Genomic DNA, 19,884 nt, shown 5'->3' on the forward strand with positions numbered 1-19,884 from the left:
GATTTGTCTTGCTGAATATCAAACACCTCCCGGAGGGATCGTTAGGCTGCAGGCTGCACATTAATCACACAGCTGCTCTAATTCCACAGTTGCTTCAATTCCACAAGAGCTTCAATTCCACAAGAGCTTTAGTACACGCAGGCCGTTGCCCGTGCTCCGGCTGTCTTTGCGTTCTGTATTGCGGACGGTAACCTGCAGAATCTCCCGTTCCGTCCGTACCGGGAATAATACTGGAATCGGCCGGTAGGCATTCAGGCACCAGTCGTCGAACAGATTGATTTCCGCAAACGGCCCGCCGTTCAGTGAATACTCGATAATACCGGAATCCGGCCCGTACAGCAGCACCAGCCCGGCACATTGGCCGGTCACCGTGAAGGTGAATTCTGCCTGCGGATCAGCTGTACAGGCATGCTCTGCCGGGAACCGCCAGTTCATCAGCGGCTCCTCCGGCTTCAGCTTCTGGAACCGGAAGGCTGCGGAATACCGGGCAGCGCTGTAATCCAGCATCCCGCCGTATTCATAATTTCCGCTGTCCAGCGGAGACGGCAGCCCTGTTATATGCTGCGCCGCTTCCCCGCTGGCCTGAACACTGCCCCGCGTAATGGCCTGCTCCAGATACTCCTGCACCAGCGCGGCATACAGCGCATGCCCGGCATCCAGCGGATGGTATCCGTCCGGAGCGAATCGCGTCCAGTCCAGCTCCCCGGTGTGGATCATCGTATACACTTTGGCTGCGCAGTCAATCGAAGGGATGCCGTAGTAATCCGCCACTTCCTCATGCACAGCGATATTGAACGGTTTGTAACCGGTCAGGTTTTTGTCAGCCGCTGTATAGACGAAGACCAGCTCCGTCTCCGGTGACAGCCGCCGGCACTGGCGGACAATCCCCTCCATGCCGCGGATCGACTCCGCCCGGTCCTCCCCGTCATTGACGCTGAATTCGGCGAAGAGCAGATCAATACGGCCCTCCGCCAGCACATGCTCCTGCAGCCGGTGGGCACCGAAAGCTGATGTGGTTCCGCCGACTCCGGCATTGATGCAGCGTACGGGATGGCCCGCATACAATTCCTGCAGATATGCTCCGGTCAACGCACGCCAGCTCATAGCCTCCGCCTCCGAAGCACCTGCCCCTTCAGTAATCGATCCGCCCAGAAAAGCGGCCGTAACCGGCCCGTTTCCCGCAAGCCTCCTCCTCATCCCGGGCAGCCCCCGGCGGGGAATAAGGCTTGGGTGGCCCCTGCTGTTCAGCTCACCCGCCATACATCCACCTCCATAAACAATACTAAAGATCAACCGCTGTACCTGCTGCATAGCGGCTAGCGGCCAGCAAACCGCCCGCCCGCAAACAGCAATGCCGGCCAGCCAGGCCGGCATCATTACAGCTGCTTTGTGCTGCCTGCGCTTTCGCGCCGGCTCACTTATTTTGCCGACACATCATAAGCCTTCTGCAGAATCTCCAGATAACGGTCCAGTTTCAGGTCCTTCAGGCCCTTCACATAAGCATCCCAGTCCTTATTCAGGTCCTTGTTGCCGGTGATGAACTGCAGCTCATTCTGCTCAATATAATTTCTCAGGTTCGTCTGCAGCATGCTGGCTTCGTCGATGTCGCTTGGATCAATCCAGATTGACCAGAGCGGGAACAGATCTTTAGGCTCATGGCCCTGATACAGCAGCGAAGCATCATACAGTCTGCGTTCGTAACCGTTAGAAGCATAGATATCAGTACCTTGGACAAAGGTATCGCGGTATTCCTTCGGCATATAGAAGTGGCCCATGCCGCTCCAGCCCGCATTGCGCGGCGCTTCACCTTCCGCCATCGGAATGGACTTGATCACCGGTGTGGAATCCTGGCCGAGCGCTACATCACCTTCACCCGGATCAGTCCAGTCAATTCCCTTCATGCCGCTGGCCGCATTGGTCTGGCCTTCTGGAGTGAACATATAGTCGACCATCTGGATCAGGGCGATCTTCGCTTCTTCACTGGCTTTGTTGGTAATAACAAACTTGGCTCCCGGAGATACCCCGCCCGCATCATGGGTAGCAAACGATACGCCGGAAGGGCCAGTCAGCGGAGCAAGCGGATTGTAATGCGCCGAACGGGTATTGCCCGGGTCAATATTCACGAAGATGGCAGGGTGCATCCCCGCACCGGCGCCGAGAATTTCGGCATCGGCATTTTCACCGATTTTTTTGAATGCCTCCGCATTCTGGGTGAACGCCCCCGGATCGATCAGCCCGGCATCAAACAGGGATTTGATATAGGTCAGGCCCTCTTTCCATTCCGGCTTGATTGCTGCCGATTCGACCTTGCCGTCCGCTGTCATATTGAGATAATTGCGGTCATCATCATAGACGAAGCTGTTCATCAGATAAGGAATGATCCGTACGCCGAAATCTTCAGTGGAGCCGCTCAGCGGCACTTCATCGGCTTTACCGTTGCCGTTCGGGTCCCGGGTCTTAAAGGCTTCAAGCATCTGCTTAAATTCCTCGGTCGTCTTCGGCATCTCCAGATTCAGCTTTTTCAGCCATTCGGTGTTGATCCACATTTTATTCGGATAGGAGCAGTGGAAGCATTCCGTGTAAGCGCCCAGCCCGTAAATATTACCGTCCGGTGCTGTATTCAGCGTCTTGAGCGCAGGTGTTTCTTCCATCGCCGCCTTAATGTTCGGGGCATACTTGTCGATCAGATCATTCAGCGGCACAAGCACGCCCTGCTGGCCGTATTTCAGCACATCGCCCTGCGAGAATTCATCAATGTAGGCAGTAAGCAGATAAGCATCGGGATAGTCACCGCTGGCCAGGGAGATTTGGCGTTTCTCTTTTGCCCCGTCAGAGGGGTTGATCTGCCAGTCGAACTTGATATTGAATTTATCCTGCAGGAAAGCTGTGAACTTATTAGTCGGAATATCGATGCCTGATTCCTGGACGGAGAAGACACTGATCTCCACGGGTGCCGCGGCAGCAGGCGCATTCGTGCTTGTATTACTATTACTGTTAGTGGCCTGGGCACCCGAAGGGCTGTTTGTATTTTTACCCGAGCATCCGCTGATCACGATCGTAAATACCGTAACCAGCATTAACAAATTCATGAGGCTTTTCTTCAAAATCAATCACTCCCTTTTGTATGAGTTGAACAGGGTGGAGCTTATACGGGCTGACGGCGGATGGTCTCACCCCCTTTGCAGATGCACATGCCGGGACTCAGCCTTTGACGGAGCCGACCAGCATGCCTTGAACGAAGTAACGCTGCACAAACGGATAAATCACCAGCACAGGCAGCGTTGCAACCACAATCAGCGCATACTTCAGTAATTCTGCCATCTGCTGCCGCTCCACCATCGCCATCGCATCCATTGTGCCGGAGCTGTTGTTCTGGATAATGATACTGCGCAGCACCAGCTGCAGCGGGAACAGATTGGCTGACTTCAGATAGATCAGTGCGTCGAAATAGGAGTTCCACTGGCCGACGGCATACATCAGCACCAGCACCGCAAGAATCGGCTTCGATAACGGAAGCACCACACTGCGGATGAACCGCATATCGCTGCAGCCGTCAATTTCGCTCGCTTCCAGCAGCTCCTCCGGAATCGAGGACTGGAAGAAGGAACGGGCGATAATCACCTGCCACACCCAGATCGCATTCGGGATCAGGAGCGCCCAGCGGGTATCAATGAGATGCATCTGGCGGACCACCATGTAGGTAGGAATCAGCCCGCCGCTGAAGATCATCGTGAACGTAATTACCATCATTAACGCATTGCGGCCGAAAAAAGATTTGCGCGACAGCGGATAAGCAATCATTACCGTCAGCGCTACACTGATCACCGTACCAGCCGCCGTATAAAAAATCGAGTTGGCATAGCCGGAAACAATCTCATGTGTGCTGAACAGCACCCGGAACGCCTTGAACGAAATGTCTACGGGCCAGAGCCACACCTTGCCGGAGGTTACAGCCGCCGGACTGCTGATCGAGCTGCTGATAATGAAAATAAGCGGATACAATACGGCTATCACCACAAGGATGAGCACCGTATAGACCACCGTGAGAAAAATCCGGTCACCGGTGGATTCTTTGATTTTCTGGGAAACTGCTGGTGAAGCGGCCATACGAGCACTCCTTTCCTACCAGATACTGTTGTTCGTGATCCGCTTCGCCAAGCCGTTAACGGTGAGCAGCAGGACCAGATTGATGACAGAGTTGAATAAGCCGACCGCGGTTGCGAAGCTGTAATTGGCATTCAGCAGCCCGATCCGGTACACATAGGTGGCGATGATTTCCGAACTCGCGATGTTCAGCGGATTCTGCAGCAGATATACTTTTTCAAAACCGATCGCCATCACATTGCCCACATTCAGAATCAGGATAATTACAATCGTCGGCACAATGCCGGGAAGGTCGATGTGGCGGATCTTTTGGAACCGTGAAGCTCCGTCCACCTTGGCGGCCTCATACAGCGTAGGGTCAATGCCGGCCAGGGCGGCCAGATAGATTACAGCGCTATAGCCTGCGGTCTGCCAAATATCGGACCAGACATAGATCGAGCGGAACATGCCCGGCTCCCCGAGGAAATTCACCGACTGCAGCCCGAAGAAATTAAGCGCAATATTGGCGAACCCGAGGCGCGGAGCAAGGAACAGCATAATGATCGACACCATAACCACGGTTGAGATAAAGTAGGGGGCAAAAGAAACCAGCTGGACAAACCTTTTGAACCGGCCGCCGCGGATTTCGTTGATCATCAGTGCCAGCAGGATGGGAATCGGGAACCCCGCGAGCAGCAGGAAGCCGCTCAGCAGCAAAGTATTCTTCACCAGCGTCCAGAACATCGGATTCTCGAAAAAGAGTTCAAAGTTCCTGAAACCTACCCACGGACTGCCCCAAATGCCTTTGATCACGTTATAATCCTTGAACGCCAGAACTGCATTCGCCATCGGATAATATTTGAATATCAGGAAAAACAGCAGAGGTGGAATGACCAGCAGATGGAGCTGCCAGTGCTTCAGCATGCTTTTCCCGGCACTTGCGAGCCAGCTTTGTCCTTTGCTGCGGGGCGCCGGCTTGTCGTTTAATATCAGATTGTTCTCCAGAATAATCCCCCCTATAAGTTGTGCCAGCGTTTACTTCACGGTTGGTGATGAGTTGCTTCGTGCATAGTTGCTTTGAGAAAAACTACTTCAGAAGCGTGGAGCTTGGTTGGTACGGTTGTTGATGGTGAGCTGCTTTGTGTACAGTTGCTTCAGGAGCTTAGAGCTTATTGGGCTCGGTTGCTGATGGTGAGTTAATACGTGATTGTGCTTTTGCCAGCTTGCCATGAAACTGTTGGTCCGGTTTGCCGGCCGGGTGTGTGATAGCGCTTTCTCCACGACTCGATCATAAGGTCCGGCAGCCGGAGTTGAATAGGTACATTTCCGTATTTTGCGTACAATTCATCCGTTTTCCGGGGTCCATTGCATGCGCTTACATCCCGATTTCCGCCTGCTTACCGCCTCCAACTTGTCCATTTCCCGCCTGTACAGGCTGTTTAGCATTACTCAGGAGAGCCGCCCCCCGTTCCCGGGACAGTATCGCCTGGAGTATGGGCCAGCTAACTTTCTATTAACTTTCCCCGCCCACCATTCCCTCCGCCCGCCCACTTTGGCCGGAAATAGGGGCACTTGTGCTCCTACTTTCCCTGGTCCGTCCACTTTTTCCAGCCTATCACTCTATTTCCTGCATACAGCCCGCCTCCAGCCAACTTTAAAGGGATTTTTCACTCTATTTCCTCCAAACAGCCCGCCTCCAGCCAACTTTAAAGGGATTTTTCACTCTATTTCCTCCAAACAGCCCGCCTCCAGCCAACTTTAAAGGGATTTTTCACTCTATCTCCTCCAAACAGCCCGTCTCCAGCCATCATTAAAGGGATTTTTCACTCTATTTCCTTCATCCAGCCCACGCCCCGCTAATCCACAAACTTGTTCCCCTCATCATCCCCGCAAATGAAAAAAGCCGCGCTATCCGGCATTGGACAGCTGCGGCTGCTTGGGTATAGAAGCACATTCTATTCGTCAGGCGACTGCCTGTAGGTGCTGGGTGAGATGCCCGTCAGGCGTTTGAACGCCCGCCGGAAGGAATGCGAGCTGTTGTAGCCCACTCTCGCCGCGATTTCGTCCACGGTGTACCGGCTTTCTTTCAGCAGGATTGCAGCTGCATCCATCCGCACCTTGATCAGGTGATCGGAATAATTCACTCCGGTCACTTCCTTGAACAGCTGCGAGATATACTTCTCTGGACGCTCCACATGCTCGGCGACGCGGTACAGGGTGAGCTCGGTATCGGCGTACATTTCAGCGGTATACTGATACATCTGCTTGATGATCTGGGTATGCGCATCCTTCTTTTTGTTGGTGATGAAGCCGCAGAGCTCCTCCGTCAGCACGAGGAATTCCGCCTGGATGCTCTCCAGCGGCTCCGAGATGTCTAAATCGATAATCTGCCGTTTTACACTTTCGCCGAGGGGGGATTCCATGAATATTTTCTGATCCAGCAGCTTGAGGAAGGTAGCCTTTATCTCGCCGGTCAGCTGATGCTTCATCTCCATCGACAGCTCGCGGGGACCCAGGTTCTGTGCAAAAGTGGCATCGATGATCCGCACCGCCTCAGCCAGCTCACCGGCGCGGATAGTACTGATCAGTCGCTGCTCTGTCTCCAGCGGATAATAGTAGGTCGTATTCTCAATCTGCACCTCCTGATGGCGTATGACTCCTTTCCGGTTCGTATATACCGCATATTCCAGCGCTTGCCGGGCCTGCTCAAACGACTCGCTGACCCCGGTAACCGAAGGGAAATACTCCCCGAAGCCGCCCTGCACCGTAATCCGGTACTCCTCAAATACCTGCTGGACCCACTGCTCCATGAGCAGCTCCATTCCTGTCTCACTGCCGGCAAGCCGGCCGTCCTCCGGTAAGAAGAAGAGAATGACGATTGTATCCGAGCCTATGTCGGTCATCGGGAGCGGGCCCGCAAGTTCAGTAAATGTCTGCTTCAAGAGGAGCCGGGCCGCATTCAGCTCATTCAGGATTTCCACACTGTCCATGCCGGAATACCCCTTAATCTGCAGAATTCCCGCGTACCCGGTTCCTTCACCCAGCCCGATATCCGCCTGTTCAGCCGCGGAGACAATCTCTTCTCGTGATTTGAATTCCCCGGCAATCAGCCGCTTCAGAAAAGCATCCCGCACCAGCGGCAGCTGGCGGTTCAGCTCACTCTCCAGCAGCTTGTTCTTCGTCAGCATATCGGCGATATTCCCGCTCAGGAAGTCAAATTCATTGCGCTCCGGGTGGTCTTCCTTACCGAATTGCTCCTTCATGACGGCCAGCAGCCGGTTAATCGGCATACTGTTTCTGTAAGCAAGCACAAGCCCGGCCAGCAGGCCGAGGAACAGGGCACCTGCGGTAATGAGCCAGGTCATATACTTGATTTTGTTCGCGTTCTCCATCAGCACACTGCGGGGAATCCCCGCCTGATACACCCAGCCGTTCGTGCCGGAGCGGGTCGTAATTACAAGATCATCCCTGTAGAACTGGCTTACTTTACCTCCGTCAAAATGGCGGTCAGCTGCCAGCTTTTGCACATAGTCTGTATTTTGCCCCTGCAACACTATGGTATTGCCGTCGGCATCACTGATATGGACCCATCCGCCGTACCGCTCGGTCAGTCCGGACAGCAGACTGGCAATCACCTTCTCGTCAATCATCACCACAACGACTGCGGGAGAAGAATTGTTGAAGCTGTCCAGCGGCAGCGACTGCATATAAGTAATCACTGAGCTGGATAATCCCTTACTTGAATAAGCGCTCAGCGGCTTAATCTCACTGCGGTGTGTCCGGTCCAGAATCTCCTGCTTCCACTCATAGAGCGACAGATCGGCATAATGGTAAATTTCATAATAATGATCAGGACGGTAAGAGGAGCCGGCGGTCAACACCAGGTCATAGTTAGCCAGATAAATATAATAGTCCTGCAGAAAATCATTCGTCTGTCCAAAGGTCAGCACATTGCGCATCGTTCTCCAGATTCCGAACACATTTTTGTTGCTGCCTCTTTCATTCATCAGCACATTCAGTTCCTGATTAATGGCCAGCTGCCGGGTAAGCCCCTCGACTTCAGCCATCCGGCGCTCCAGAATTTCCTGGCTTTTCTCCAGTTGGGTCACACTGTTCTCAATGGAGATGGACTCCGTTACGGAGATCGAAGTGTGGTAGGACATGTATCCCCCGATGCTCGGAATAATTAAGATAACCATGTAGGAGATCAGGAATCTGCGGAACACCTTGGAGTATTTGGGCATGGAAAGATTCTCCCCTCATTTGGTAGCGCTATCATAACATTAGCTTAAAACAATTTGCCGTTCCGTCAAGCCTTTAGTCCGGCACTTTGTCCGGCAAGAGTCGGAAATTTAATAAAAAGCAGCGATGCAAACCGGGCATCACTGCTTTTTATTAGGACTTCCGATTGAATCGAATCGTACACCACGTATGCGTGCGTGAACAGGCCGGGCTCTCCGCGAAATGGTTGGCTCTGTCCAAAGCTGAAGCTAGCTGCAGACAATTACGCAAGAAATTTATTGTACTTCACCAAGTGTTACGGACTGAGAAGACGTTAAATCGCGAAAAAGCGCCTTAGTATGTTGCTTACGGACTACAGAGCCGTTATTGCGCCGGAAAAGCGGGACTGGCCGCCCGGAAATAGCAAATAAGGGCCGTGATGTCCGCAAATAGGTCAAATAAGCCAAAAATGGAACGATAAGGTCCCTGATGTCCGTTAAGTTACTAGATTGGACTCGTGCTGGGTTCGTGCTGCGTTCGTGTTGGGTTCGTGCTGGGTTCGTGCTGGGTTCGTGCTGGGTTCGTGCTGGGTTCGTGCTGGGTTCGTGCTGGGTTCGTGCTGGGATCGTGCTGCGCTCCAGTAGCGATCACATTGTGGCTCAGATCGGATTCGTATTGTTACACCTATTATGCCTATAGCTCCACAATTCGGCCCGGTCTGGCGGAATAAGGTCCGCTTCATTCGTACGGCCGTAGTCCAGCGCGCAGCAGCACAGCGCAATAGGGACAGGCTGCTTCTCCGCAGACAGCTGCCGCCCGGTACGAATCCTCATGCGGGCGGCAGTGCTGGCGGAAGAAGAATTCAGTTATGATTCGCTGAGCTGCTCGCCGCTTCCGTCAGCGGGCTTCCAGACATGGTCAACCGATGCTTCCATAATGTCGGCATAAGCCCAGTGGGTGAGCGGCACATCACGCCATGGGGAAGCCGTTATGCCATGCAGCGGCCCCCTGCCGGTAAGCCGGTTAATCACCGTCACCACCTCGGCGCGGGTGAGCGGATTACGCGGCTTAAAGCTGCCGTCGCTGTAGCCGCTCAGCACTCCGGCGCCCTGCGCCTTCAGGATGGCCGCCGCTGCCCAGTGCCCGGCTACATCAGTGAATCCGCGGCCTGCAGCGGAGTCTGCCGGAAGGAACGCGGCTGCGAGACTAGCCAGCTCGGCACGGGTAATCAGCTGCCCGGGCCGGAAGGTCCCGTCACTGTAGCCGGTCATCAGTCCGGCTCCGGCCACCCCGGAGACCGCCGCCGCTGCCCAGTGATCCTTGTTCACATCGGTGAACGAAGGAGCCGCGCCGGTTGTCTGCGGCGGCAAGGCTGCGAAGAGCAGCGCCGCCATCTCGGCGCGCGTAATCTTCTGATCCGGCTTGAACAAGCCGCCGGGATACCCTTTGGCATATGCGGTATGCGGCATATGCCCATCCACAGCCGTGCCCGGCGCTCCGGACGGAGCCGGGGTCACGGCAGGTGTCACCGTCGCTGCCGGTGACACTGTTACTGCAGGGGCCGGGTTCCCTCCCGGCTGCACGGTTGCTGTCGGCGCCGGTGTAGCCGCCGGCTCTGGTGTAGCAGCCGGAGTCGGTGCCGGCGTTTCACCCGGCTCCTCTCCGGAGCCGTCATCCTCAGCAGCCAGCGTAATTCTCAGCTGGTCAACCAGCATGTATCCGCCGGATTTCTTGACCACCTTCAGCACATGCCGCCCCTCATCCAGGCCGGAGATCACCGCAAGGCTCTGCAGAATCTGCCGGTTCTCACTATGGGCACTGACCGTCTGCAGCAGTTCTCCGTCCACATAGAGTTCGATATCTCCCAGTGCAGGGCCGGTTGGGCCTGCCAGTGCAATCCCGCTGCCGGTAAAAGCATATTCAAAGAAATCTCCGTCCTGCTCCGAGTAATGCACATCGTTCTGATAATCGCCGCCAAATTCAAAGGTAAGACTAAGCGTTCCCGCCGGCCGGGCAGACAGATAATCCTGCGAAAGAGTAACTGTGCTGCCGGTGATTGTGTAATCCTTGCCCTTCTCCAGCTGATAAGCTCCCTGGCGGATCCCGCCGAACAATTCAGGCCGCCGGAGCAGGGTGATTTCAATGTCGGTCCCGGCCCCTGCCGCCTTGTCAAAATCCGCCTCTACCGGATTAATCAGATCAGGAATCTCCACCTTCAGCATATCCAGCAGCATGAAACTGCCCGACTTCTTCACTGCCTTGAGGGTATGGATGCCTTCCGGCAGGCCGGAGACACTGAACAGATTCTGCTGGGCCTGCCGACCATTATGATATGCGCTTACCGTTTCTTTGAATTCCCCGTCGATATAGATATCCATGTCCCCCTGCGAGCTGTCTGTCTCTGTATACAGACTGATCCCCGTCCCGCTGAAGTCATATTCGAAGGAGTCCCCGTTCATCTCGGTGTACTGCACATCATCCTTGTAGTCACCCATTCCTCTTCCTGTACTGCGAGACCAGGAGCCATTATAGGTAATGGCTGCATCATCATTGTTAACCAGCTCATAGCGGACCGTAGACGATCCGGTAATCTGGACGGTAAACTTTTCACTGCTTCCTCCGTCGAAGCTGAACAGCAGCTCCGCCCCGGCGGACGGCTGGTTGACCAGATATTCTTTTTTCACTGTGACCTTATTGCCGTCTGCATTATAATCTGCTCCCGGCTGCAGAGGAGTCCCGCCGTTCGTGATCTCCAGCAGCGAGTCAGTGCCTGCAGCCAGTGTAATCTCCAGGTCCGCCTGCTTGCCGCTTCCCTTGTCGAAGTTACCGGCAAGCGGATTCATCAGCTGTCCTGCTGTAATCCGGAGCGCATCCAGCAGCATATACTGGCCGGAATCCTTGACCACCTTCAAGGTATGCTCTCCCTCCGCCAGCCCGGAAGCACTGTAGACGATCTGCTGAGCTTCCTTATTCCCTGGCGTATATGTGCTCACCCGGTCCGGAATGACGGCATCATCCAGATAGACCAGCATATCGCCCTGGGAAGAATCCTTCTCCGTTAACAGCTCAATGCCTGTTCCAGTAAAAGTGTACCGGAAATAATCCCCGTTCTGTTCCGTATAGTGTACATCTCCCCGGTGATCTCCGGCGGATCTGCCGGTAGAGGCTGACCATGAGCCGCTGTAGATAATGCCCGGATTGCTGTCATTGACATAGACTGAGCGGCTAACTGTAGCACCGCCCCCGGCACCCGGCTCTCCTTCCGCTCCGCCTCCCGGCTGCCCGCCGTCACCCGGTACTTCTGTCCCGGGGTCTGGTGTAGAATCCGTAATGGTAAGCTGCAGATCCTGGCTGCCCGGCATCTGCTCCTGCCCGCCGTTACGCTGCCAGTCCCCGGTATAGCGCAGCCCGGTATCATCATCATTCACCACCGATACGCCTTCCTTGGCTGTCACCTTGAACATCCGCGAGGCATGCGGTTCAAGCAGGCCTGCACTGTATCCGTCATTGAAGGTGCCAAGCTCGCTGTGGCTCCACAGATCGCGGACGGAAGCCGGGCCTTCCAGCCCGATATCATTCCACTTCACATTCACCGCAGCACTGCGGCTGCCGAGGTTGAACAAGGCAACATTGTAGGTTCCGTCACCGTTATTGGCATACCAGACCTGCTGCTTCGTGTCGGTCGATACCGGATGGGCCGGGCGTCCGGCCTGATTGACGGCAATGACCTCATCATTGGTCAGCAGCTGCAGGCCGTAATCGTCCAGCCTGGTCATATCGTTGCCGATATAGAGCTGGGCCGCAGAGACCGCCCAGAAGGTCATCGCGGTCTGCCGTTCGTCCCGGGTCAGGCCGTCCATCGCTGCGTTCCCGACATTCAGGGAATCGAAGTCATTCCAGCCGCCGGGCCCGGCATCCCTCCACCATACGGCAGCATCCGGGAAGAGGCGGGCGATATTCGCCCACTGGGTCAGCCCCACATTGCTGTCATAAGCCTCCACATCCCACTGGATCCGCCAGCCGTTGGCGTATTTCTTCCAAAAGTCAACATAATTATGGTCAAGTGCCCAGGAGAGCTCGAACCAGATATCATGGCGGGCTAGCGCCTTCGACCAGGCCTCCACATCACCGCGCGAGTCCAGGCTCAGATTGTTGATCCCGGAACCCGGAGTCACGCTGTCGAATTTGACAAAATCAATGCCCCATTCGCCCAGCATATCAGCAATGGACTCCACGTATTTCTGTGCGCAAGGATTGCTGAAATCAATCTTGTAGCTGTAGGCATTCCAGGCGTCCACAATCTTCAGCGGCTGCGCGGCAATATCGCGTACCCGGCATTCTCCGCCTGTACCGTAAATCTCCAGATCCTGGTTATAGGCATCAATAGACAAGCCCGGGATCAGATAGATTCCAATCTTCTGGCCGTTGTTATGGACATAATCGATCACATCCTGGAAACCGTCCGGATACCGCTCTGTACTCGGAAGCGGTCTGCCGTATTCGTCCATACTCCCGTTCCAGCCGGCGTCAATATTGATATATTCATAGCCGTGCGGCTGCAGCTTCTCGTGCATGGCATCGGACTGCTTCTTGATGCTGTCCGCCGAGATCCAGTTTCCTGACGGTTCATACACCTGCATGCTGAAGCTGCTCCAGCCCATATAAGGCTTTTGCGCCAGCTCTTTATCCGCCGCCTCCGCTACATTCTGCCTGGTTCCCGCAAGTCCGGTCTGCCCCGCTGTCATGATCAGCAGCAGCAGGACGAGTCTGATTTTCTTACCCAAAGACTTCAATATTCCCAGCTCCCCTCGGCAATTTATAAAGCGCTTTCTTTTTGTGCCGTGATCTGCTCTCTGCTGTTCATTACTGCTTCTATCCTGCTCCTGATGAAACGGCAATTAATGGTAGCGCTTTCCATACGAGATGATCATAGGGGGTCCAGGCTCTCCTTGGATAGGTACATCTGCGGTGTTTGGCGTACAGCTGCCCCTGTCCGCAGGGGACAAAACGCTGGCTTGCATCCAGAATTCCAGAAGTCCTGAAGTTTCACCATCCTAAGGCGGGGGAGATGAATTTCCACCTTTCCTCCACGGCAAAAAAACCGCACAGACCCTCTAAGGCTTGGTCTTCACGGCTGAGCGGCAATCATCTAAATAGATTGAACTGGAAACCTTAGAGGTTTGTTGGCGATAAGGGAACGCCTAAAGAAAAGGCCCCATTGTATTTTATACACTAGAATGCTTGCTGAACGACCTTAAAATCCATTCTATTTTTAGGCGGATTTAGCCGTGATCTGTTGTACAAAGTACAATAGCACTCTCCGCTTCCTCGCACTCGGAAGCCCAAGATCACAGGTTCAACCTGTGATGCTGCTCCATCGGCGGATTAGACACTACCCTTGGCCGCACTTCATTCACCGCTTCCATGAGGCGGCCGCAGGTGGCGATCAGCTGATCAATTTCCTCCCGGCCCACCTTCTCAATAATCTCAGCCAGCACATCCGAGTATAGCTCCATCCGGCTGCCGAACGCTGCTTTGCCGCTGTCCGTAAGGCAGATATAGATGACTCTCCGGTCTGTTTCGGACATTACACGTTCAATAAACCCTTTGTCTTCCAATGTGCCGACCATCTGTGAGGCAGTGGGCCTGCTGACCTGCATCAGCTCGCTTAATTTGGAGACCATCAGTCCGGGGTACGGTCCTTCCTCCCCTTGCCCTCCCGCTTCCTGCTGCTTCATCGCCGTATGAATAACAAACATCGTAACAAACTCCCCGTGCGGCATAATGTCGCTGCTCTGCGAACGGGGAGTAAGGCGTTTAAGATTTTCCAGCGTAATCAGCAGCTTGTTCTCCTGGCAGTCATGCATACTCATAAGGCACCTCCGGCTGAAATTAAACAGCAGCTATCAAAAAAGTAGTTTGAACGCTCAGAAATCATTTTCCCGGCTGTTCAGGCTGTCGAAATACCCGTACACCTCGTTCAGCAGCTCCCGCAAGGCTTCGCTCCGTTCTTTACCGAGATGATCAATCATCCCCTGGAAGGTCTCGCGTGCTTTGGCTACGGCCATGCCGGCAAGCTCAGACCCCTTATCGGTTAAGGTAATATCACTGATTCTGCGGTCCTGGCTATCCGGTGTACGAACAGCATACCCCTGGGCAATCAGGCTGTTAACCATCTGTGTTACTGTCGGTGAGGTCACCTTAAGCTGCTTACTGAGATCGGAGACCGTCCGCCCTTTGCCGCCATCCTTCTTCATTCCCTTTTGAATCGAGACCAGCACACGGATTTCACTCGGCTTGAGACCCCAAAGCGTCGTCTTGCGCCAGCTCATCCGGGCAAACTGCTGAAAAGCCTCCATTAATTCATCTATATGTTTATCGTTATCTACATTCATAGGTGCACCTCATACGCTTATTTTGAATATAAGGATTTAGATGCCCCGCATCCCGCATCCCGCATCATCAATCATCCTTTTATCCCTGCTGTATCCGTTACTGCTGTTCATGTCAAGCCAGCAGAGCTGCCTCTGCCTGGGATAAGTATAGCCTATACGGACTGGAGAAGAAACGGCGGCCCCTTTTCAGCCCTCCTCCTGAAACGCCGCATTGAATTTCTTCAGCAGCCCTCCGAAGGTTGCCCGCTCCTCATCTGACCAGTGCACCAGCAGATTGCCGATGATTTCGTGCCGGACCTGCCTGTTACTCTCCAGTATCTCCCCGCCCGTCTCCGTAATCTGCAGCGAATAGGCCCGTCCGTCCACGGGGTCCGGCACACGGGTGATGTAGCCTTTATGCTCCAGTGCGGCCGCCTGCCGGCTGACCGTGGAGATATCGAGCTGGAATTCATCGGCTAAGGCCTTTACACCGGCAGTGCCGTTATGAAAAGCAATCTGATGCAGCAAAAGATAAGCCGCACGGTCCAGATTGCCGATTTTCTTGTACGTAGTAAGCGATGTCAGACGGCGGACAAGAACCGCCATTTCCAGCTCTATCGTTTCAATCGAACGTTTCTCCATAGGGTTCCCATCCTCTTCTCTTTCTTTGATTGACACAAATCGCTTCACTTGTATAATACAAGTATATACTTTCATTATGCAACTTATTATACGGTTTATTTTTGCTAGAGTTATTTTTTTCAGGGGGAGCTTACTATGAAAGCCCATGAATTTATGATCCGTCAGGTCTATAAGGTCAAGCAGGATGATACTGTCCGGACTTTTATCGAGAAATGCATTGCCCACCGGATCAGCGGCATGCCGGTTGTCAATGACCGTAACGAGATTGTCGCCTATTTAAGTGACGGGGACATTATGCGCTATATCGGCAGGCATGAGGACCTGATTGTCGATTCTTTTTTCCAGATTAATGTGTTCGTCGGTGATAATGATGAATTCGAGGAGCGGACGCGCAGGCTGCTGGGTCTGAATGTCATGGCCATCGCCAAGAAGAAGGTGGTAACCGTGCACTATGAGGAGGAGATTGAAGTGATCGCCACGATTCTCGGCAAAAAGCAGATCAAAAAAGTCCCCGTGGAACGGAACCGTGTGCTGGTCGGCATCATCAGCCGCGGCGATGTCATCCGCCACTCCTTCAAAGCGCTGCTCTAGCCTGCTCCGGGAAGCGGCTGTCCTGCCGTTCTCCCGGGCTTATTCTCTCAGATATGCAGTTGCGGCCCCCTGCTTTTTGTGTCATTGTAAAAGCAAGGTCAGTATATTCATAAGGAGAGAACCGTCTTTGCAGCTTATCCAAGAGATTATAGCAAATCCCAGAGCCAAGGAAATCTATTTCACCGTAAGAAAATACGGCACCGTCTCCAAACAAACCCTGCTGGATGAAAGCGGGCTGACGATAAGCACCTTAACCCGTATCCTGGACGAGCTGCTGTCCGCCGGACTGCTGCTCGAAGTCGGCTTCGGTGAATCTACCGGAGGACGCCGCCCCACCCTCTATGAAACGAACCCGGCCTACGCCTATCTGCTGGGGCTGGAAATATCCCGTACCCGCGCAAGGCTTGTCCTGACGGACTTTCATCTGCGCCTGCTGGATGAATATACATGGAATATGGACGCTGCGCTTACCCCGGAGCGGCTGATTGAATCCCTCCACCAGCAGGTGCTGCGCATGCTGGAGTCAGCCTCCACCGGGCTGGACCGCGTGGCCGGGCTTGGCATCGGCGCAGTCGGGCCGCTCGACCGCAAGGCCGGCGTCATCCTGAACCCGGCCCGCTTCCCTGCACCGGGCTGGTCGCAGGTGCAGATCAAGGCACAGCTGGAGCAGCGGCTCAGCGTGCCGGTATATCTGGATAATGGTGCAAATACTGCGCTGCTCGGCGAGTACTGGGCCGGCAGCAGCCGTATGCAGCATCATCTGCTCTACCTTCATGCCGGCATCGGCCTGCGTTCAGCCATCATGAACGACGGCCGGCTGCTCTATGGCATGATTGATACGGAGGGAGCCGCCGGGCAGATGATTATCGAAGGCTCCGGCCTTCCACCGCAGCTTCCCGGCGGCAACGCAGGGGCGTGGGAGAGCTACGTCTCGGTCCACACGCTGGAGCGGCAGGCCCGTGAAGCATGGGAGCAAGGCAGCAGCACCATGCTCCGTGACCTGGCGGAAAGCGCCGCCGAGCTGGAATTCCCGCATCTGGTTGAGGCGCTGCAGGCCCGCGATCCTGTAGCCGTCCGGCTGTTCAGCGAAATGGCCGTCTACTGCGGAATCGGGCTGGCGAATCTGATCAATATCCTTCATCCCGAGGAAGTCATCCTCGGCGGCCCGCTGTTCCTCGCGGCAGATGACTTCTATCAGGAGGCGACGAGAATTGCTCTTGAGCGTACCTACTACCGCGGGCAATATGACGTCCGCTTCACCCGCAGCAGCCTGGGTGAGCGCTCGGTCGCAGCCGGAGCCTGCGCTATGGTGCTGCTTCAGCTGACGAGCTGACGGATTGACAGGTTGTGTGATGCTGGGATGCCGGGCTCACGGACGGACAGTGCCGGCCTGCTAAGCCCACGAACTGAAGGAACCGACCTACGGATAACTGTATTCTGTACAATTAAAGAAATAGTTGGGCCGGATATTAATGGTTTAGTTGTACTTCGTACAATTAAAAGTAGCCGCCAGCCCTTTTTTCTTATTATTAGCGCAATTTAAGTGTACGGTATACAATTAAAACTGATTCCAATGGAAAACCATCCCATTTAGTTGTACGAAGTACAGTTAAATGTATCACCGCACAACTAAGCACATCTCCTGTCTTCCGGAGATGTGCTTAGTTGTTTATGAGGACAGGCCGAACCGGACAAAGGCATGCCTGTCCTGATATACCCGGGTATCCGGCGGCAGGTCCTTGTCGGTCCAGCCAGGCTTATCTTTGAAGCTGTCCGGGCGATCCTATAGACCTCACCCTTGATATGGTGATGAGGGCCCAGCAGGCTGCGGCAGCAGCCAGCCAGCCCAATCAAGATGCTGTTTCCCCGGCATGCATCAGCCCGGCCCCGGAGATGTCAGCTGTATACGGCTACCACAGAAAGGTGCGGACTTCTGTCCCGTTGATGAACAGCCGGGTTACAATAGCATCCGGGCGTGCCGGGAAGGACCAGTACTATTCTATTTGAACTGGAACCAGGTTAAATTGGCAACTGTGGTTGAATCTGACTTAACGAAAGTAACATATACCGTATGGGTTCCTACCGCTGTCCCGGCATTAAGCGGGATATTCTTGACGGACCATGTCTGCCATCCGCCTGTGCTTTCTGCCGTCCAATAACCCAGCATAGTGCCTGTAGGACTGTCCAGGTGGAATTCTATCCTCCCGCCGGAATTAGCGGATGCAACCTTCAAATCAAGACTTGTTTTAGCTGTACTGCCAAAGTCTACATTTTTAAATGCGATATAGTCGCCATTACTCCCGCCGCCAACATCCAGCCCGCCGTCAGTGCTTGCCTCATAGGATATAACACCTGAACTAAGGTTATAGCCTTCCGCTTCAAATTTCAATGTGTTGAATTTTGGCTCCGCAGCATAGCTGTTCGTATCTGTTATTTTCAAATCTGTCAAATTATTCACCGCAACTCCGCCGACGCGGACATTGTTTAATGTAACTCCGGAGACCGTAGAGGTGTCACTCCAGCCCTTCATTATGGAAACTTCACCTAAAGCGCGTAAATTGATATTATTATAGACCACATTTTTGATCGGGCCGGTTTTTGCAGAAAGATCAAACCATCTGGAGTGAACACCGGATCTTGGCCAGAAGCCTTCTACATCTATATTGTCAAATATGATGTTTTGTGCTGCCGGAGTTCCATACAGATGACCTACTGCTAAAGCACGCCAGCACCGGTATACATAAGAGTTTTTAACAACGATGCCATCCTGAAGCTGTTTCACTCCATCTCCAACCTTGAATGCCCCACATCTGCTCCAGGCCAAAGCATCATCCACCACTACATTTGACTGGCTTTCAGGACTTCCCGGCCAGTTTGCAGCTATATCCGTAGTGGCTACATCCCATGTCTTAAAGGAGTAGGTGTCATCCTCCGATACGGCTACAGTGTGCTTTATGAGCACATTCTGGCTCTCTTGAATGTCGATTGCATCATTTTCATAATCAAGTTCATTGTTGTTGAAGTGCTTTGTATTCTGGAAGGTTACGTTATTCGATCTTGTAACGATTGTAGCCCAGCCACCGCTGTCTCTTATGGTTATGCCGTCAACCGTGAAGTTGCTGCACTGCAAGGGTACAAGAATATTGTTCAAATAATTGTTTGTATTCCTCATATAATGGCCATTGCCGTCAATCGTTCCCCTGCCGTAGATCTTAATATTGTTTGCATTGGTTTCCGTATAAATAAACCAGGTTCCATCCTTACCCAGAGAATTCTTGTGAAAATGGGTCGTGTAATCGCTTGGATTTCCTGAGCCCCTTATAACAGAACCACCCTCCAGATAAACCGAAACATTGCTTTTGAGAACAAGGTTTCCGCTCTTGTAAACTCCGGCTGGAACGTATACGATACCGCCGCCTGCTGCGTTAGCCGCATTAATGGCGTTTTGTATGGCAGTTGTAGCCAGAGCGGCACCGGTGCTGTCGGCGCCGTACCCGGTTTTAACATTGTATATCCCTGAACCGGATGAAGCCGGAACATTGGTTTCAAGCGCATCTGCCGCAATAACCAGATCCTTCAGGTTATTGATTTTAACGATAAGATAGGTTGGGGATGAAAGTGTAAAGGTAAGTGTATTTCCGCTCTTGGTTGCATTGATTCCCAAAGCTTTGGGAGAAATATTATAGGTATTGATTGGCTCGCTTGCTGTTATTGTGATTGTAGTCGAACCTGAAAAAGAGAAATTACAATAATTATAGTTTACAAATACCTCCGACGTGTCGATTACCGGTATATTGGTAGAGTCTGCTGTTACCGTGTACTGACTGGTCGTGGTATAGACCGACGGTAATGGATAGCTTACAATGGTCCCCGCCGCTCTTGCTGTCAAAGGAACGACAGCTGACAGACTGGCGAGCATACACACAATTAAGCTTAATAATTTTAACTTTTTCAGCATAAATGAACACCTCTT

12 protein-coding genes are annotated in these 19,884 nt (G+C 53.5%); 2 read left to right on the forward strand and 10 right to left on the reverse strand.

What is annotated here, in order from left to right; genetic code table 11:
* Positions 1-111: 111 nt before the first annotated feature.
* From LOS79_RS16135 to LOS79_RS16175, 9 genes are all read right to left on the reverse strand, one after another.
* Positions 112-1,260, reverse strand: a complete 1,149-nt coding sequence (locus LOS79_RS16135) for an SGNH/GDSL hydrolase family protein (protein WP_315421679.1) — start codon at positions 1,258-1,260, stop codon at positions 112-114.
* Between the two features lie 158 nt (positions 1,261-1,418).
* Entirely contained in the window at positions 1,419-3,104 is a 1,686-nt protein-coding gene (locus LOS79_RS16140; RefSeq protein WP_397386762.1) for a type 2 periplasmic-binding domain-containing protein, read from the reverse strand.
* Positions 3,105-3,201: 97 nt separating this feature from the next.
* Positions 3,202-4,107 carry a carbohydrate ABC transporter permease gene (locus tag LOS79_RS16145; protein WP_315421685.1) on the reverse strand — a complete coding sequence of 302 codons (906 nt, stop codon included), beginning with the start codon at positions 4,105-4,107 and terminating at the stop codon, positions 3,202-3,204.
* Between the two features lie 15 nt (positions 4,108-4,122).
* Positions 4,123-5,007, reverse strand: coding sequence for an ABC transporter permease (locus LOS79_RS16150; protein WP_315421687.1), 885 nt, complete (start codon positions 5,005-5,007; stop codon positions 4,123-4,125).
* 1,031 nt (positions 5,008-6,038) lie between these two features.
* The gene (locus LOS79_RS16155) at positions 6,039-8,327 is read right to left on the reverse strand and encodes a helix-turn-helix domain-containing protein (RefSeq protein ID WP_315421690.1); all 2,289 of its coding nucleotides are present in this window, start codon (positions 8,325-8,327) and stop codon (positions 6,039-6,041) included.
* A gap of 843 nt (positions 8,328-9,170) precedes the next feature.
* Entirely contained in the window at positions 9,171-13,097 is a 3,927-nt protein-coding gene (locus tag LOS79_RS16160) for a X2-like carbohydrate binding domain-containing protein (RefSeq protein ID WP_315421693.1), read from the reverse strand.
* Positions 13,098-13,652: 555 nt separating this feature from the next.
* The gene (locus LOS79_RS16165) at positions 13,653-14,177 is read right to left on the reverse strand and encodes a MarR family winged helix-turn-helix transcriptional regulator (RefSeq protein WP_315421696.1); all 525 of its coding nucleotides are present in this window, start codon (positions 14,175-14,177) and stop codon (positions 13,653-13,655) included.
* 54 nt (positions 14,178-14,231) lie between these two features.
* Positions 14,232-14,699 (reverse strand): MarR family winged helix-turn-helix transcriptional regulator, encoded by a 468-nt coding sequence (locus LOS79_RS16170; RefSeq protein ID WP_315421699.1) that lies wholly within the window; start codon positions 14,697-14,699, stop codon positions 14,232-14,234.
* A 186-nt stretch (positions 14,700-14,885) separates the two neighbouring features.
* The gene (locus LOS79_RS16175) at positions 14,886-15,356 is read right to left on the reverse strand and encodes a MarR family winged helix-turn-helix transcriptional regulator (RefSeq protein ID WP_397386763.1); all 471 of its coding nucleotides are present in this window, start codon (positions 15,354-15,356) and stop codon (positions 14,886-14,888) included.
* Between the two features lie 99 nt (positions 15,357-15,455).
* Here LOS79_RS16175 and LOS79_RS16180 point away from each other — a divergent pair, with 99 nt between their 5' ends.
* Positions 15,456-15,911 carry a CBS domain-containing protein gene (locus LOS79_RS16180; RefSeq protein ID WP_315421702.1) on the forward strand — a complete coding sequence of 152 codons (456 nt, stop codon included), beginning with the start codon at positions 15,456-15,458 and terminating at the stop codon, positions 15,909-15,911.
* 127 nt (positions 15,912-16,038) lie between these two features.
* On the forward strand, positions 16,039-17,244 hold the full coding sequence (locus LOS79_RS16185; protein ID WP_315421704.1) for an ROK family protein: 1,206 nt from the start codon (positions 16,039-16,041) through the stop codon (positions 17,242-17,244).
* A 666-nt stretch (positions 17,245-17,910) separates the two neighbouring features.
* Here LOS79_RS16185 and LOS79_RS16190 read toward each other — a convergent pair.
* Positions 17,911-19,869: a carbohydrate-binding protein gene (locus LOS79_RS16190; RefSeq protein WP_315421706.1), complete on the reverse strand. Its 1,959-nt coding sequence runs from the start codon at positions 19,867-19,869 to the stop codon at positions 17,911-17,913.
* Positions 19,870-19,884: the final 15 nt, after the last annotated feature.

It is taken from the genome of Paenibacillus sp. MMS20-IR301, from assembly GCF_032302195.1.
Taxonomy (GTDB): Bacteria; Bacillota; Bacilli; order Paenibacillales; family Paenibacillaceae; genus Paenibacillus_AQ.

Bases quoted from the DNA above. Each gene is read 5' to 3' on its own strand.
- LOS79_RS16135 (WP_315421679.1), bottom strand. From the start codon at position 1,260: ATGGCGGGTGAGCTGAACAGCAGGGGCCACCCAAGCCTTATTCCCCGC.
- LOS79_RS16145 (WP_315421685.1), bottom strand. From the start codon at position 4,107: ATGGCCGCTTCACCAGCAGTTTCCCAGAAAATCAAAGAATCCACCGGT.
- LOS79_RS16150 (WP_315421687.1), bottom strand. From the start codon at position 5,007: ATGCTGAAGCACTGGCAGCTCCATCTGCTGGTCATTCCACCTCTGCTG.
- LOS79_RS16155 (WP_315421690.1), bottom strand. From the start codon at position 8,327: ATGCCCAAATACTCCAAGGTGTTCCGCAGATTCCTGATCTCCTACATG.
- LOS79_RS16165 (WP_315421696.1), bottom strand. From the start codon at position 14,177: ATGAGTATGCATGACTGCCAGGAGAACAAGCTGCTGATTACGCTGGAA.
- LOS79_RS16170 (WP_315421699.1), bottom strand. From the start codon at position 14,699: ATGAATGTAGATAACGATAAACATATAGATGAATTAATGGAGGCTTTT.
- LOS79_RS16180 (WP_315421702.1), top strand. From the start codon at position 15,456: ATGAAAGCCCATGAATTTATGATCCGTCAGGTCTATAAGGTCAAGCAG.
- LOS79_RS16190 (WP_315421706.1), bottom strand. From the start codon at position 19,869: ATGCTGAAAAAGTTAAAATTATTAAGCTTAATTGTGTGTATGCTCGCC.